The sequence below is a fragment of the Massilia sp. CFBP 13721 genome (genome assembly GCF_014842025.1).
In the GTDB taxonomy this organism is placed as follows: Bacteria; Pseudomonadota; Gammaproteobacteria; order Burkholderiales; family Burkholderiaceae_D; genus Telluria.
Window position 1 is genome coordinate 177,604 of record NZ_JACYUY010000009.1, and the last position, 15,226, is coordinate 192,829.

The following is a 15,226-nucleotide window of genomic DNA, read 5'->3' on the forward strand; positions in this document are numbered from 1 at the left end:
AGCTGGTGATTGGGTTGACTGACCGTCGAGTAGAAAGCAGCGCGGCCGTTCGTGTCAACGCCGTGGCGCCCGGGATGCCGCTACGCGCCGCGAATAATCACCCGCTTGATCGCCGCAGCCGTATTGACGCCCGCGCCGAACGCTCAAGCGCCTGATTAAATGGCCGGGCCGGGGCGGCAAATGTTGACACCATCCAGCCCCTAAATGAATACTCGACCGGAATAACCTGCCACCCTCCCCGCCTCCATGAAGATTGCAACCATCGCAGGACTCGGCCTGCTCACCCTGGCCTCCAGTGCCTGCGCCGCGCCCGCACCCGCCAGGCAACTCGAAAAACTGGACCGCGGCCTGGTCGCAATCCACACCGAGGCCGGCAACTTCGTCAGCTGGCGCGCCCTCGGCAGCGAACCCGCCACCCTCGCCTTCAACCTGTACCGCGACGGCGTGCGCGTCAACAAGGCGCCGCTGGGCGTCACCAACTTCGTCGACGCCGGCGCCAACGCGGCGGCCAGCTACAGCCTGCGGCCCGTGCGCGACGGCGTCGAAACCCAGGAAGCGGGCAAGCCGGCGGCGGCCTGGAACCAGCCCTTCCTGCGCATCCCCTTGCGCAAACCGGCCGGCGGCACCACGCCGGACGGCCAAGCCTACACCTATGTCGTCAACGACGGCTCGACCGCGGACCTCGACGGCGACGGCAGCTACGAGCTGCTGGTCAAATGGCAGCCGACCAACGCCCACGACAATTCGCACCGCGGCCATACCGGCCCCACCCTGGTCGACGCCTACCGCCTCGACGGCACGTTCATGTGGCGCATCGACCTCGGCCCCAACATCCGCGCCGGCGCCCACTACACGACCTATCTCGCCTACGATTTCGACGGCGACGGCCGCGCCGAAGTCATGATGAAGACGGCCGACGGCAGCGTCGACGGCGGCGGCAAAGTGATCGGCACGGCCGGCGCCGACCACCGCAACAAGGATGGCTACGTGCTCGCCGGTCCCGAATACCTCACCGTGTTCGACGGCCGCAGCGGCGCCGCCCTGGCCAGCACCGACTACACGCCGCCGCGCGGCGAGGTGCAGAGCTGGGGCGACGCCTACGGCAACCGGGTCGACCGCTTCCTCGGCGGCGTCGCCTACCTCGACGGCACGCGCCCGAGCGCGGTCTTCGCGCGCGGCTACTACACGCGCGCCGTGCTGGCGGCCTGGGACTGGCGCGACGGCAAACTCACGCGGCGCTGGGTCTTCGACAGCAAGGACGAAGGCAATGGCGCCGCCGCCGGCCAGGGCGCGCACTGGATGGCGGTGGCCGATGCCGACGGCGATGGCCGCGACGACATCGTCTACGGCGCCGCCACCATTGCCAGCACCGGCCGCCTGCTGTACAGCACGGGCCTGTGCCATGGCGACGCCCTGCACGTCGGCCGCCACGATCCGGGTAAAGCAGGGCTGCAGGTCTTCATGGTGCACGAGTCGCCGGCCTGCTACCGCGGCCACGGCGCCGAGATGCACGACGCCGCCAGCGGCCGCGTGCTGTGGCGCGTCGATGGCCAGGGTAGCGACGTCGGCCGCGGCGCCTGCATGGATATCGATCCCGCCTGGCCCGGCAACGAGTGCTGGGCCAGCGTCGGCGGCCTGATGAGCGCCACCGGCGTGCAGATTTCGCCGAAGCGTCCGCGCTCGCTGAACTTCGGCCTCTGGTGGGATGGCGACCTGCTGCGCGAATCGCTCGACGGTACCCGCATCGACAAGTGGAGTCCGCAGGCGCAGCGCCTCGAACCGGTGCTCGACGGCGCGCGCTTCGGCGCGGCCTCGAACAACGGCACCAAGTCGAACCCGGTGCTGTCGGCCGACCTGTTCGGCGACTGGCGCGAGGAAGTCGTCTGGCGCAGCAGCGCCGACGACGCCCTGCTGGTATTTTCCACCACCACGCCCACGACGCACCGCATCCCGACCCTGATGCACGACCCGCAGTACCGCGTGCAGGTGGCCGCCCAGAACGCCGGCTACAACCAGCCGCCCCACCCCAGCTTCTTCCTCGGCGAAGGCATGGCCCCAGGCAGCCCCGCATCCGTTCAATCTTCAACCGCACAATGAACATGAATCCACGCTTCTCGTTGCCCATCCTCGCCGCCGCCCTGCTGGCAGCCAACGCCACCGTGCCTGCGCATGCGGCCGAACGCCTGGCCGTCAGCGCCAGCCACACCCTCGACATCGCCCGTCCCGGCGAAATCATCGCTATCCCCTGGAGCCAGGTGGCGGCGGGCCTGCCGCGCGCGCTGGCGCAGCAGATCGTCGTCAAGGACGGCGCCGGCCGCACGATTCCCTACCAGGTCACCAACCTGTCGCCGATGGCCAAGGACCCGACCATGGCCGGCGCGGCCTATGGCGAACTGCTGTTCCAGCACGACTTCGCGCCGGGCGAAAAGATCGCCACGTTCACGATCGAAAAGGCCGGCGCCACCGTGCCGCCGTTCCCGCCCAAGACCTATGCGCGCTTCGTGCAGGAACGCCTCGACGACTTCGCCTGGGAAAACGACAAATTCGCGCACCGCACCTACGGCCCCGCCCTGGCCGCCCCGGCGCCGCCGGGCAGCGACAAGGAAGTGCTGTCCACCAGCGGCCTCGATATCTGGTTCAAGCGGGTGCCCTACCCGATCGTCGACCGCTGGTACAACATCGGCCACGACCACTACCACGTCGACGAAGGCGAAGGCATCGACATGTACAACGTCGGCCCGACCCGCGGCGCCGGCGGCACCGGCATCTGGGACGGCAAGCGCCTGTTCGTCGGCACCAATTTCAAGAGCTGGAAGATCCTCGCCAACGGCCCGGTGCGCACCGTCTTCGAACTGCACTACGACGCCTGGGACGCCGCCGGCACCAAGGTGGCCGAAGTAAAACGCTTCACCGTCGACGCCGGCCGCTACTTCGACCGCATCGACAGCACCTTCACCTTTACCGGTCCGGCGCAGCTGACGGCGGCCGTGGGCCTGAACAAGAAGCCGAGCGACAAGGGCCAGGAAGTGAAAGTCGATTTCAGCGACAAGCGCGCCGACGGCAGTCTGGTGCAGTGGGTAACGCAGCGCAGCTTCGGCGACTTCGGCGTGGCCGTGATCGTGCCGACTGCCAGCGGCATCACCAGCGACGAGCGCAATGGCCTGGTGACGGCGCCGGTCGTCTCCGGCCAGCCGCTGCGCTACCACGTCGGTGCCGCCTGGACCCGCGGCAGCCCGTTCGCCACCCGCGCCGACTGGGAGCGCCACGTGGCCGAGGAAGCGGCGCGCCTGCGCGCGCCGCTGAGCGTCAGCGTCAAGGCCGGCAGCTGAGATGGCGCCACTGTCCCGCCGCAGTTTCTTCAAGACCGGCGCGCTGGCCGCGGCGCTGCCGCTGGGCGGCCTCGCCGCCACCGCGCCCGCATCCGCCGCGCCGGCTGACCCGGGCGCGGTCGCCCTCGGCTGGCTGGACGGCGCGCCCGCGCTTGGCACCGGCAGCACCTTCGGCGTGCCCTGGCCGCGCGGCGCGCTGCGGCGCGACCAGGCTTTCGTGTTGTCAGCCGCCGGCGGCGCCGAAATTCCCTGCCAGAGCTGGCCGACCGCATTCTGGCCCGACGGCTCGCTGAAATGGACCGCCCATGCGCTACCGTCGCGCGACGGCTTGCCCGCACAGTTGTCGCTGAAACCGGGCACGCCGGCGCGCGCCAAGGCGGGCCAGACCGTCACGCTCGACGAGCGGCCTGACGCCATCGTCGTCGATACCGGCGTCATCGCCTGCACGGTGCCGCGCAAGGGCGCCGACATCATTGGCGCCATCCGCCGTGGTGGACAGGTCATCGCCCGCAACGGCCACCTGGTGGCCCTGTGCGACGACCAGCCGGACGGCACGAACGGCAGCACGCGCCAGAGCGCTTTCCAGAGCGAAGTCGCGCGCGTGACGGTCGAGCAGCGCGGCCCGGTGCGCAGCGTGCTCAAGGTCGAAGGCCGCCATCGCGCCGCCGATGGCGGGAGAAGCTGGCTGCCCTTCACGCTGCGCCTGTATTTCTACGCCGGCGCCGAATCGGTGCGCATCATGCACACCTTCGTCTTCGACGGTGACGAAGCGAAGGATTTCGTGCGCGGCATCGGCCTGCGCCTGGCGGTACCGCTGGCCGACGAGCCGCACAACCGCCACGTGCGCTTCGGCGGCGAGGATGGCGGCCTCTGGGCCGAAGGCGTACGCAACCTCACCGGCCTGCGCCGCGATCCGGGCGAGGCGGTGCGCAAGGCGCAGCTGGCCGGGCTGGCCACGCCGGAAATCGCCGAGCGCGTACGCAAGAACCTGCACCTGGTGCCGGCCTGGGGCGACTATTCGCTGTCGCAGCTGTCGGCCGACAGCTTCCGCATCCGCAAGCGCACCAAGGCCGGCCATGGCTGGGTCGACGCGGCCTGGGGCCGGCGCGCACCGGGCCTGGGCTACATCGGCGGCACCCGCGGCGGCGTCGCCTTTGGCCTGCGCGACTTCTGGCAGCGCCACCCGACCGGGCTCGACGTGCGCAACGCCCATACGGATGCGGCCCAGGTCACGCTCTGGATGTATTCGCCCGACGCGCCGGCGATGGACCTGCGCTTCTACCACGACGGCATGGGCATGGATACCCACGCCGAAGAGCTGCAGGGCCTCGACATCACCTACGAGGATTACGAAAAAGGCTTCGGCACCCCGGTGGGCGTGGCGCGCAGCAGCGAAATCACCCTGTGGGCGCTGGGCGCCACCCCGCCGCGCGAACGCCTGGCGCAGATGGCGGCGGCGGTGCAGACCCCGCCGCAGGCGGTGGCCACGCCGGCGCACATCCTGGCCACGCGCGTGTTCGGCAACCTGTGGTCGCTGCCCGACCGTTCGACGCCGGCGCGCGCGCAGATCGAGGACCGCCTCGACGCCCAGTTCGATTTCTACCGCAAGGAAGTCGACCAGCGCCGCTGGTACGGTTTCTGGGACTACGGCGACGTGCGCCATACCTACGACGCCGACCGCCACGAATGGCGCTACGACGTCGGCGGCTACGCCTGGGCCAACTCCGAGCTCTCGCCCGACCTGTGGCTGTGGTACTCGTTCCTGCGCACGGGGCGCGCCGACATCTTCCGCATGGGCGAGGCGATGGTGCGCCACACCAGCGAGGTCGACACCTATCACCTGGGCCGCTTCGCCGGCCTCGGCACGCGCCACAACGTCCAGCACTGGGGCTGCAGCGCCAAGCAGGTGCGCATCAGCACCTCGGTCTACCGGCGCATGTACTACTACCTCACCGCCGACGAGCGCACCAGGGACGTCATGCGCGAGACGCTCGACGCCGACCGCCGCCTCGGCGCAGTCGACCCGGTGCGCAAGCTGGCGAACCAGCCGCCCAAGGGCCCCTACCCGGTGCTGGCCAGCTTTGGCACCGACTGGGCGTCGCTGGTGGCCAACTGGCTCACCGAATGGGAACGCACCGGCAGCGCGCAGTGGCGCGACCGCATCCTGGGCGGCATGCGCGACATCGCCGCCATGCCGCACGGTTTCTTCAACGCCGAGCGCATGGGTTACGAGCCCGATACCGGGCGCCTGCACAACATGATCGGCACCGGCGCGGCCGCTTCGCACCTGAACGCCGTGTTTGGCGCGGTCGAGATCTTCGACGAACTGATTGCACTGACGGGCGACCGCGATTTCGAGCGCGCCTGGCTCGAGTACTGCGAGCTGTATAACGCGCCTGTCGACGAACAGCGGCGCCGGCTTGGCAAGCCGCATGGCGGCGCCGACGCCCTCTACCTGGGCAATTCGCGCCTGACGGCCTACGCCGCCTGGAAGCGCAAGGATCCGGCGCTGGCGCAGCGCGCCTGGAAGGAGTTCACCGGCGGCGCCCGGCCGTATCCGCCATTGACGCCAAAACGCGTTGGCGGCACGGCGGTGCTCAATCCGGTGAACGAAGTACCCTGGGTCACCACCAACGACTCGGCGCAGTGGGGGCTGGCGGCGATCCAGAACCTGGCGCTGGTCGGCGACGCGCTGCCGCGGTCATGAGCATGAAGGAATCCGGCATGACTTCATCCATTCTGCGCGCCGCCTGCGCGCTGCTCGTCCTGGGCGCAGGTCCGCTGCAGGCCGCCACCTGGTATGTGGCGCCGAACGGCAGCGATACGGCCAGCGGCACGATCGACGCCCCCTGGCGCAGCGCCGCGCGCGCGCAGGCCGCCGCCCAGCCGGGCGACACCGTCTACTTCCGCGGCGGGCTGTATGCCTTCACGCAGGCGACGGCAAGCTGCGCCAATCGCCGCGCGACCGTCTCCGGCATCGTCTTCGACAAGAGCGGCAGCGCCGGACAACCGATCCGCTACTGGGCCTACCCCGGCGAGCGACCCGTGTTCGACTTCTCGCGCATGCTCGACGATTGCCGCGTCAAGGGCGTCGAGGTGGCGGCCGACTGGCTGCACCTGAAAGGCCTGGAAGTGACGGGCGCGCCGCAGCAGCCGCAGAACCGCCTGAACCACGAATCCTGGGGCGTCTGGGTCAAGGGCAGCCACAACGTGTTCGAGCTGCTCGACCTGCACCATAACATGGGGCCGGGCCTGTTCATCAAGGATGGCGCCCACAACCTGGTCCTGAACAGCGACGCGCACCACAACTACGACCCCTACACCTCGAACGGCGCCGGCCAGAGCGCGGACGGCTTCGGCGCCCACGTCGGCCCCAACCAGCCCGGCAACGTGTTCCGCGGCTGCCGCGCCTGGGCCAATACCGACGACGGCTTCGACCTGATCAACGCCTTTTCCCCGGTCACGATCGAATCGTCCTGGGCCTGGGGCCACGGCTACCTGCCCGGCACCCACACGCCGCTGGCCGCGGGCAACGGCAACGGCATCAAGGCCGGCGGCTATGGCGGCAAGTACGTGGCCAACGCCGTGAAGCACACGGTGCGCAACTCGGTCGCCTTCGACAACAAGGTGGCCGGCTTCTACGCCAACCACCACCCGCTCGCGCTCGATTTTACCGGCAATATCGCCTTCGGCAACGGCGTCGAATTCAACATGCGCGGCATCGCGGCGGACGGCTCGCTCGTCTATCTCGGCACGCTGCGCAACAACCTGGCGCTGGGCAGCGCACCGAAATTGCTGGTGGCGGGCGCGGACAGCGCCGGCAACAGCTGGGACCCTGGGCGCAGCACACCCGCCGCGGATGTCGCCGCCCTGATGGCGGCGGGTTGGGATGCCCCGCGCCAGGCCGACGGCAGCCTGCCGGCGGCGCCGCTGGCGCGCCTGCCCGCCGTCGCGCAGTGAGCATCTTCACTTACATCATCTGATACAGTTTTTCGAGGATTCTGCCATGGATGTATCATATCGCCGCCTGCTCGGCGCCGCCCTGGTCGCGACAGCGGCGCTGCCGCTGCACGCGGCCACCAACGCCGCCGCTGGACGCTATCAGCTTGCCTTCGGTCCGGGCAAGGCGCCAGCCGGCTTCACCCGGGTTGCGCCGGACGCGATCTATAGCGCCGAACGCGGCTACGGCTTCGAGCCGGGCGCCGCCGAAGCGTCGTATTTTTCGCTCGATCTCCCCGAGGGCAACTACAAGGTGACCGTTACGCTGGGCGACGACAAGGCGCCCGCCACGACCACGATCAAATCCGAGCTGCGCCGCCTGATGCTCGAGAACGTGACGACCCAGCCCGGCGAAAGCACGACCCGCAGCTTCATCGTCAACGTCAAGACGCCGCGCATCGCGCCGGTCCCGGGCATCGCCGCCGGCGAAGTCAAGCTGAAGGTGCCGCGCGAAACCGTGCAGGAAGCCTGGAACTGGGATGGGCGCCTGACCCTCGAATTCAACGGCGCCCGCCCGGCCGTGCGTGCGCTGCAGGTCGAGCCGGCCGAGGTGCCGACGCTGTTCCTGCTGGGCGACTCGACCGTCTGCGACCAGCCGGGCGAGCCCTATAACAGCTGGGGGCAAATGCTGCCGCGCTTCTTCAAGTCGGGCGTGGCCGTGTCCAACCACGGCGAATCCGGCGAAACCTACCGCGATTCGCTCGGCCGGCGCCGCATCGACAAGATCGCCAGCAGCATGAAGCCGGGCGACACCATCCTGATGCAGTTCGGGCACAACGACCAGAAGCAGATCAAGGATGGCAAGGGCGGCCCGTTCACGACCTACAAGGCCGAAATCAAGGCCCACGTCGACATGGTGCGTGCACGCGGCGGCCTGCCGGTGCTGGTGTCGTCGATGGAACGGCGCGCCTTTGACGCGCAGGGCAAGGTGGTCCCGTCGCTGGTCGACTATGCCGAAGCGACGCGCCAGTCGGCGCAGGAACTGAACCTGCCCTTCATCGACCTGAACGCGATGAGCAAGACCCTGTATGCCGCGCTCGGCCCGGAAGGCTCGAAAGCGGCCTTCGCCGAACCGACGCCCGGCCGCCTCGACAACACTCACCACAACAGCTACGGCAGCTACCAGCTGGCCAAGGCGGTCGTCGTCGGCCTGCGCCAGGCGGGCGTGCCCGTGGCCGCGCAAGTGGTCGACGGCTTCCGTTTCGATCCGGCCCAGCCCGACCCGGCGAGCGCCTTCGCCGTGCCGCCGAGCCCGCGCCGCACCGAAGAACGCCCTCTCGGCGACGAGGGACGCAAATGAAGCGCACCGCACTGACACTGGCGGCATTGCTGCTGGCCGGCTGCGCCGCGCCATCGGTCCAGCAGGACGCCGCACGCGACGCCTACCTGTTCGCCTACTTCATCAAGAACGGCGAGGACGGCCTGCACCTGGCGGCCAGTACCGACGGCTACCGCTGGGAGAAACTCGGCGGCGGCGCCAGCTACCTGAAACCCACCGTCGGCAAGGCCAAGCTGATGCGCGACCCCTGCATCGTGCGCGGGCCGGACGGCGTGTATCACATGGTCTGGACCAGCGGCTGGAACGAAAACGGCATCGGCTACGCCTCGTCGACCGACCTGGTCAACTGGTCGGCGCAGCGCGAACTGCCGGTGATGGCGCACGAACCCGGTGTGCTCAACGCCTGGGCGCCGGAGATCGCCTGGGATGCCGACGCCGGCCACTACCTGATCTACTGGTCCTCGACCATTCCGGGACGCTTCAAGGAAGGCGAAGGCGTCGGCGACGACAAGTACAACCACCGCATCTACGCCACCACCACGAAGGACTTCGCCAGCTTCACGCCGACCACCCTGTTCTACGACCCGGGTTTCTCGGTGATCGACGCCACGCTCCTGCACGCGCAAGGCAAGGACTGGCTGCTGGTCAAGGATGAAACGCGCCACCCGCCAAAGAAACACCTGCAACTGGCGGCACGCAGCGCCGATGGCGGCTACGGCGCGCCCGCAGCCCCCTTCACCCCGCCCGGCCTCTGGACCGAAGGCCCGACCGCGCTGCAGATCGGCGCCGACACGATCGTGTACTACGACGCCTACACCTCGAAACACTACGGCGCCATGCGCTCGCGCGACCTGGTGCAGTGGGAAGACGTGACGGCGCAGATGCAGTTCCCGGACGAGGGAACGCCGCAGCGGATGCGGCACGGGACGGCGTTCAGGGTGCCTGCGGGGTTGCTGGAGCGGTTACGCCGCAATTGATGAATGGTGAACGGTGGGCATGCCCACCCTACGGGTGCACCGTAACGTAGGGCGGGCATGCCCGCCGATCTTGATGCGCGCATGACGAAACCGCTACGCGTGGTGGAAAATCGGCACCTTTGGCTGTCGATCAACGCCAGCGCTGATCGGCGGGTGAACCGCGTGGGCACAGAGTGCCCACCCTACGGTTACGCGACTGTTCCATGAACTTGCTATGGACGGTGGTGCACCGTAGGGTGGGCACTTGTGCCCACGCGGTACGGCATCCGCATGGCGTCGACGCCATGCGGAGCCAAACAATCAGCGCACGCCCTGATACATCAAGCCACTGTCATTCAACCCGAACTTGAACTTCTTGTTCATCTCGATCACCTCCGCCCCCGCCAGCAGCGCCGGGCCGTAGCCGTGGGCCGCCTTGACGCTGGTCGGGCGGTAGGCGTAGAAGGCGGGGTCGAAGGCCATGCCGGTGCCGACGCAGATGCCCTCGATCTGGCCGTTGTCCAGCACCTTGCTGGCAACCGCGTTCCAGGCGAAGTTGGCCATCGGGCCGTACATCTCGGCTTCGACGTAGCCGCGGTTGACGGCGCGCGCGATGGCGTAGGCGTAGATCGCGGTGGCCGAGGTTTCCTGGTAGGTGTCGTTGCGGTCGATCAGCTGGTGCCAGAAGCCGTCCTTGGTCTGGTAGGACGCGAGCCCCTTGATGTGGGCGCGCAGTTGGGCCAGCACCGGCTGGTAACCCTTGTGATCCTTCGGCAGCACTTCCAGCACCTCGACCATCGACATCACCGCCCAGCCGTTGGCGCGCGCCCAGTGGAATTCCGGATGGTCGCGCATGCCTTCGACGTAACCGTGCATGTAGATGCCCAGCTTCGGATTGAACATGCGCTTCGAGAATTGCAGCACCTGGCGCACGGCGTCGTCGTAGTGGGCGCGCTTGCCGGTGTCCTTGCCCAGGTAAGCCATGGTCGGCACGCCCATGAACATGTCGTCCAGCCAGAGCGTGTCGACCAGCGGACGCATCTTGCGGCCGCCCTTGCCGTCCGGGCCGCCGCGCGCGAGCGTGCCGTCCTTCAGGCGGTATTCGTGCTTGGTCACGAACTCGCCGCAGATGCCGATCATCTGGCCGTAGTCGACCGGGGAACCGGCCATCTTCGCCTTCAGGAAGCTGTGGCAGAGCGCGCCGGCGTCGTCGAGCGCGTGCGGGTTGAGGAAGCTCTTGATCGGCGCGGCCGCGTTGGCGGTGTCGGCTTTCACGACCGGGTAATACGTCTTGGTCAGGTCGGCCAGCAGCTGGTGGCGCTTCATCACATAGTCGGTATAGCGCTTGTCGCCGGTGGCGGCGCCGGCGGCCAGCATGCCGGTGTAGGTGACGCCCCATTCGTAGCTGGTCAGGCGGAAGTCGCCCGGCTTCAGCACCGCTTCCGGGTTCGCGCGCGACAGGTCGGTGATCGGCGCGCCGCTGGTCTTGTCGATCACTTCGGCCGGCGTGGTACGTTCCAGGTAGGCCAGCACGCGGTCGAGCACCGCCTTGGTTTCGGCCGCTTCCATGGCGCGGTACGGCGTCGGGTATTTCACCGTCAGCGCGTGCAGCATGGCGTCGGCCGCGGCCGGGCCTTTTTCCTGGGGCGGCGGCGCGTCCTGCGCCGACACGGCCAGCGGCAGGGTGGCGGCGATGAGCAGGCCGATCAGGGTACGGCGCGGCAGTGCGGATGGGTTCAAGGGCGTCTCCTTCTTTATTTAAGCTGATGAATCGTGAAGTGGTCGATGCTCTGGCGCGACCAGGTGGTGCGAAAACCGAAATGACCCGACGCGAGCGGGCGCGGGTCGCGGTAGTTGAAGATCTCTGCGCCGTCGACCAGCATGCGCGTGCAGCCGTCGAACACGGCGATCTCGACCCGGTAGTCGCGGTTCGGCTGCAGCAGGTGGCGCGCGTCGAGGTGCTCGGCCAGCAGCACCCGCGCGCCGTCGCCGTAGCGGCGCAGGCGCGTGGTCGTATTCGTGTTGCCGCCGACGCCGGCATAATACAGGTCGAGATTGTCGTACTCCTCGAACTTGCCGCCGCGAGTGAAGAGATCGGGATTGCGCGGGTCGCGCGCCATCCAGAAATGGTTGAAGTCGGACAGGCGGTCGTTCTTGCCGCCGTCGACGATCACGCGCCGCGTGTAGCTGATCAGGACGTTCCCCGCCAGCGGCTTGCCAAACCAGACAGTGGCGCCGGAGTCGACGTCGATCAGCAGGCGGCCGTCGCGGTTCTCGACCGTGTTGCCGGGCTTGCGCGCGTATTCGGCTACATAGCCGCTCAGCCGGCCGTCGAACTCGTCCTGGTGCAGCAAGGCGCCGCGGGTGCCCCATTCGGTGCACGCCGGAGCGGCATGCGCGAAGCCGGCTGCCAGCCCGGTGAGCGCCATCGCCATGCGCGCAAGCCTCATTGCGCGGCCACCACCGGCTGCGCCGCGAAATACGCGCCCAGCGGATTGCCCGGCAGCGTCTTGAGGCCTTCCACCACGCGCGCGGCGTTGAAGGCGGCGCCGGCGTCGTTGGTGTGGGTGCGCGCGTCCGAGAAGAAGGTGTCGACTTTGGCGGCGCCGACCTTGCGGTAGCCGTCCGCCACCAGCATGGTGAGATCGATGAAGTGGGCGCCGCCACTGCCCGCCACCTGGCGGCCCCAGTCGGCGTGCGCCGCGAAATCGCGCTCGCCCTGCCAGCGGTCGCGGTGCGGGATCGGCGCCGCCACGATCACGGTGGCGCCGCGCGCGCGCGCATCGGCGATATAGCGCGCCATGTACCAGCCGAAGCTGTGCACCTGCTCCTTGCTGCCGTCGGGGCGGGTATCTTCCACGGTCTCGGCGCCGATACCGGGCGCCGAGGCGCGGTTCTTGTTGGCCGGGTCGCCGATGCGCCCGCCGTCGTTGTGGCCGAACTGGATCAGCACGAAATCGCCGCGCTTCATCTGCGCCAGCACCCGGTCCCAGCGCCCCTCGGTGAAAAAGGTGCGGCTGCTGCGCCCGCCGATGGCGGCATTCACGACGTTGATCCTGTCTGCATCGAAATACGGCGCGATGCGCTCGCCCCAGCCGATGGCGCCGTTCTGGCCGCCGCTCTTGACGGTCGAATCGCCGACCAGGAACAGGGTCGGCAAGGCGGCATCGCGCGGCGCTTCGTCGCGCACGCTGCGCGCGTCGACCACGGGGCGCGCGTCTTCGCGCGGCTTCAGCCACGAGGCGATGCGCTTGTCGCCGAGCGCCTGCAGGCCGGATGCGACCAGCTGGGCATTGAGTTCGGCGCCGGCCCAGTTGGTGTGGATGCGCTCGTCGGGCGTGGTGAGCGGGAACAACCCCATGACGGCTTCGCGCCCGAGTTCGTCGTAGCGGCGCGCGGCCATGCCGTTCAGGTCGATGAAGCCGGCGCCTTCGCTGCGCGCCACCGCTTCGGCCCAACCGGCATAGCTGTCCTTGTCGCGCCGCGCGCGGCCGGCGTCGTCCCAGGCCTTGCGCGGAATGAGCGAGACCACCACCGGCGTCGCCCCCTTGGCGCGGGTCTCGGCGATGAACTTGCGCAGGTACCAGCCGTAGCTGTGCACCGTCTCGCGCTTGCCGGTCAGGAGGTTGTCGATGTCCTGCGCTTCGTCGCCGACGCCGCGGATGGTGCCGCGCGCGCGCTTGTCGTCGTTCAGCGCCGAGGCGTCGTTGTGGCCGAACTGCATCAGCACGACGTCGCCCGGCTTGACCAGGGCGAGCGTGCGCTCCCAGTGGCCGCTGGTGACGTAGGTGCGGCTCGACAGCCCGCCGACGGCGCGGTTGACCAGATTGACCTTGTTCGGATCGACGTGGATGGCGAGCGGATTGCCCCAGCCCCACTGCCCCGCCGCGCCCTTGCCCTGGCCATCGTCGCGGCCATTGCGCACCGTGGAGTCGCCGATCAGGATCAGCGAGGGCAAGGCCCGGTTGGCCGGTTCCGGCAGCACGACCTGGGCGCGTGCCGGGTCGGTGTTCACGGCCGCTGCCAATGCGGGCACAACGGCCGGCGCCGAGGTAGACGTCCCAGCGGGCGCCTGCGCGCAGCCGACCAGCGCGACGCCGGCCAGGACCACCATCACCAGCAGCGTCAGCATCGGCATGAAAAATCTGCGCAGTGAGTTGGCGAATGAAGGCATGGGATCGGTCTCCGGTTGAGCTGTGGTCTGTGCGGATTTTATGCGGCGCGGCTCGGCGTGGCCGGTCCTGATCAGAAAGAATCAGCAAAATGATCGGAGTCGAGCGGCGCCGGCTGTGAGAATACCGCATCCCCCCTGGAGACCGACCAATGAACTTGCGCTACCCCGTGACCTTTTCCCTGTGCGCGGCCCTGCTGCTGTGCGCCGATGCCTCCGCCCAGATCGGCAAGCGCTTTCCTTCCGAGCGCAAGCTGGTCAAGGACCCGGTGACCGGCACCACCCTCACCTTCCTGACCAGCAAACCGCACGGCGACTCGAAGATCTACCCGACCCACCCGCAGTGGACGGCCGACGGCAAGTGGGTCGTGTTCCGCTCGCGCCTGGCCGGCGGCGAGGCGCTCGCGGTGAACGAACAAACGGGCGACATCGTGCAGGTGACCGAGGGCGGTTACACCGGTATGCTGAACCTGGCGCGCAAGTCGATGAAGCTGGTCTTCATGCGCCGCGCCGACGCCGGCCTGCAGGTGGTCGAGGTCGACCTGGCGCGCCTGCTGGCCGACAGCGCCGCCGGCCGCATGGCGCCGGCCGTTAGTTACCAGCGCGTGGCCGCCACCCTGCCCGCCGCGCTGGAAGCGGGCGGCGACCTGGCGCTCGACGCCGACGAGGAACGGGCCTATTTCAAGGTCGGCAAGAACGAGGCGGCGCGCCACCTGGCGCCGGGAACGAAAATCGAACCCGCCTTTGGTCCGCGCAAGATGGGCGCCGGCCCGGAAGGCATCGCCAGCCTGAACCTGCGCACCGGCGAAGTGAAACACGTGGTCTCGGTGCCGTTCCAGGTCGGCCACATCCAGGCCAACCTGTTCAATCCGGGCGAACTGGTCTTCTGCTGGGAAACCGGCGGCAAGTCGCCGCAGCGCACCTGGACCGTGCAGGCCGACGGCAGCGGCCTGCGTCCGCTGTATCCGGAAGCGCCTTACGAATGGGTGACCCACGAAGCCGTGATCTCGAAGGATGAAGTGGCGATGGCGATCATGGGCCACCGCGCGATTCCCGGCGCGGCCCAGGCCGTGGCAGGGCCGGCCACCGACGTCGGCGGCGCCAATCCCGGCCAGGACGACGGCTGGGGCCAGACCGGCACCCGCGAAAAGCCGAGCGGCCTGGCGATCGTCAACCTGCGCACGCGCCAGATGAAGATCGCCGGCCAGACGCCCTCGGGCAGCGGCTTCTGGCACGTGCACGGCTCGAGCGACGGCCGCTTCGCCGTCGGCGACGATTTCTCGCGCAGCCTGCACCTGATCGACCGCCGCACTGGCGAGATGATGCTGCTCACCACCGGCCACAAGACCACCGCCGCCGACCACCCGCACCCGACCTTCAATGCCGACGGCACCCGCATCCAGATCCAGTCGGCGATGCTGTCGGAGGATGGCCGCACGATGAACATCGCCATCGTGCCAGTGCCGCAGGCCTGGCTGGACCGGCGTTAAAC

The 15,226-nt window shown here is 68.9% G+C and carries 10 protein-coding genes; 7 read left to right on the plus strand and 3 right to left on the minus strand.

Translation table 11 applies throughout. The features are described 5' to 3' along the window. Positions 1-246: 246 nt before the first annotated feature. From IFT60_RS11185 to IFT60_RS11210, 6 genes are read left to right on the plus strand one after another with little or no spacing between them, the layout of a single operon-like run. Positions 247-2,097 (plus strand): rhamnogalacturonan lyase, encoded by a 1,851-nt coding sequence (locus IFT60_RS11185; protein WP_192052048.1) that lies wholly within the window; start codon positions 247-249, stop codon positions 2,095-2,097. Further along, positions 2,094-3,329, plus strand: a complete 1,236-nt coding sequence (locus tag IFT60_RS11190) for a DUF4861 family protein (RefSeq protein ID WP_229510800.1) — start codon at positions 2,094-2,096, stop codon at positions 3,327-3,329. The genes IFT60_RS11185 and IFT60_RS11190 overlap by 4 nt, the downstream gene beginning before the upstream one ends. Position 3,330: 1 nt before the next feature. Next, positions 3,331-6,036, plus strand: coding sequence for an exo-rhamnogalacturonan lyase family protein (locus IFT60_RS11195; protein WP_192052049.1), 2,706 nt, complete (start codon positions 3,331-3,333; stop codon positions 6,034-6,036). Between the two features lie 17 nt (positions 6,037-6,053). Further along, complete coding sequence (locus IFT60_RS11200; RefSeq protein ID WP_192052050.1) at positions 6,054-7,289, plus strand: right-handed parallel beta-helix repeat-containing protein; 1,236 nt, start codon at positions 6,054-6,056, stop codon at positions 7,287-7,289. 46 nt (positions 7,290-7,335) lie between these two features. Continuing rightward, entirely contained in the window at positions 7,336-8,628 is a 1,293-nt protein-coding gene (locus tag IFT60_RS11205; protein ID WP_192052051.1) for a rhamnogalacturonan acetylesterase, read from the plus strand. Then, positions 8,625-9,584: a glycoside hydrolase family 43 protein gene (locus tag IFT60_RS11210; protein WP_192052052.1), complete on the plus strand. Its 960-nt coding sequence runs from the start codon at positions 8,625-8,627 to the stop codon at positions 9,582-9,584. Before IFT60_RS11205 ends, IFT60_RS11210 begins: the two co-directional genes overlap by 4 nt. Before the next feature lie 300 nt (positions 9,585-9,884). Here IFT60_RS11210 and IFT60_RS11215 read toward each other — a convergent pair whose 3' ends face one another. From IFT60_RS11215 to IFT60_RS11225, 3 genes are read right to left on the minus strand one after another with little or no spacing between them, the layout of a single operon-like run. Continuing rightward, a complete protein-coding gene (locus IFT60_RS11215; protein ID WP_197986294.1) occupies positions 9,885-11,303 on the minus strand; it encodes a glycoside hydrolase family 88/105 protein in 1,419 nt (472 codons plus the stop codon). Between the two features lie 14 nt (positions 11,304-11,317). Then, the gene (locus IFT60_RS11220) at positions 11,318-12,013 is read right to left on the minus strand and encodes a DUF6250 domain-containing protein (RefSeq protein ID WP_192052053.1); all 696 of its coding nucleotides are present in this window, start codon (positions 12,011-12,013) and stop codon (positions 11,318-11,320) included. Next, positions 12,010-13,701, minus strand: a complete 1,692-nt coding sequence (locus IFT60_RS11225; RefSeq protein ID WP_229510801.1) for a rhamnogalacturonan acetylesterase — start codon at positions 13,699-13,701, stop codon at positions 12,010-12,012. Before IFT60_RS11225 ends, IFT60_RS11220 begins: the two co-directional genes overlap by 4 nt. A 185-nt stretch (positions 13,702-13,886) precedes the next feature. Here IFT60_RS11225 and IFT60_RS11230 point away from each other — a divergent pair, with 185 nt between their 5' ends. Then, positions 13,887-15,224 carry a TolB-like translocation protein gene (locus IFT60_RS11230; protein ID WP_192052054.1) on the plus strand — a complete coding sequence of 446 codons (1,338 nt, stop codon included), beginning with the start codon at positions 13,887-13,889 and terminating at the stop codon, positions 15,222-15,224. The last annotated feature ends 2 nt before the right edge of the window (positions 15,225-15,226 follow it).

What these genes read in the sequence shown, in the direction of transcription:
- IFT60_RS11185 (WP_192052048.1), top strand. Translation starts at nt 247, where the DNA reads ATGAAGATTGCAACCATCGCAGGACTCGGCCTGCTCACCCTGGCCTCC.
- IFT60_RS11190 (WP_229510800.1), top strand. Translation starts at nt 2,094, where the DNA reads ATGAACATGAATCCACGCTTCTCGTTGCCCATCCTCGCCGCCGCCCTG.
- IFT60_RS11195 (WP_192052049.1), top strand. Translation starts at nt 3,331, where the DNA reads ATGGCGCCACTGTCCCGCCGCAGTTTCTTCAAGACCGGCGCGCTGGCC.
- IFT60_RS11200 (WP_192052050.1), top strand. Translation starts at nt 6,054, where the DNA reads ATGACTTCATCCATTCTGCGCGCCGCCTGCGCGCTGCTCGTCCTGGGC.
- IFT60_RS11205 (WP_192052051.1), top strand. Translation starts at nt 7,336, where the DNA reads ATGGATGTATCATATCGCCGCCTGCTCGGCGCCGCCCTGGTCGCGACA.
- IFT60_RS11210 (WP_192052052.1), top strand. Translation starts at nt 8,625, where the DNA reads ATGAAGCGCACCGCACTGACACTGGCGGCATTGCTGCTGGCCGGCTGC.
- IFT60_RS11220 (WP_192052053.1), bottom strand. Translation starts at nt 12,013, where the DNA reads ATGAGGCTTGCGCGCATGGCGATGGCGCTCACCGGGCTGGCAGCCGGC.
- IFT60_RS11225 (WP_229510801.1), bottom strand. Translation starts at nt 13,701, where the DNA reads ATGCCGATGCTGACGCTGCTGGTGATGGTGGTCCTGGCCGGCGTCGCG.
- IFT60_RS11230 (WP_192052054.1), top strand. Translation starts at nt 13,887, where the DNA reads ATGAACTTGCGCTACCCCGTGACCTTTTCCCTGTGCGCGGCCCTGCTG.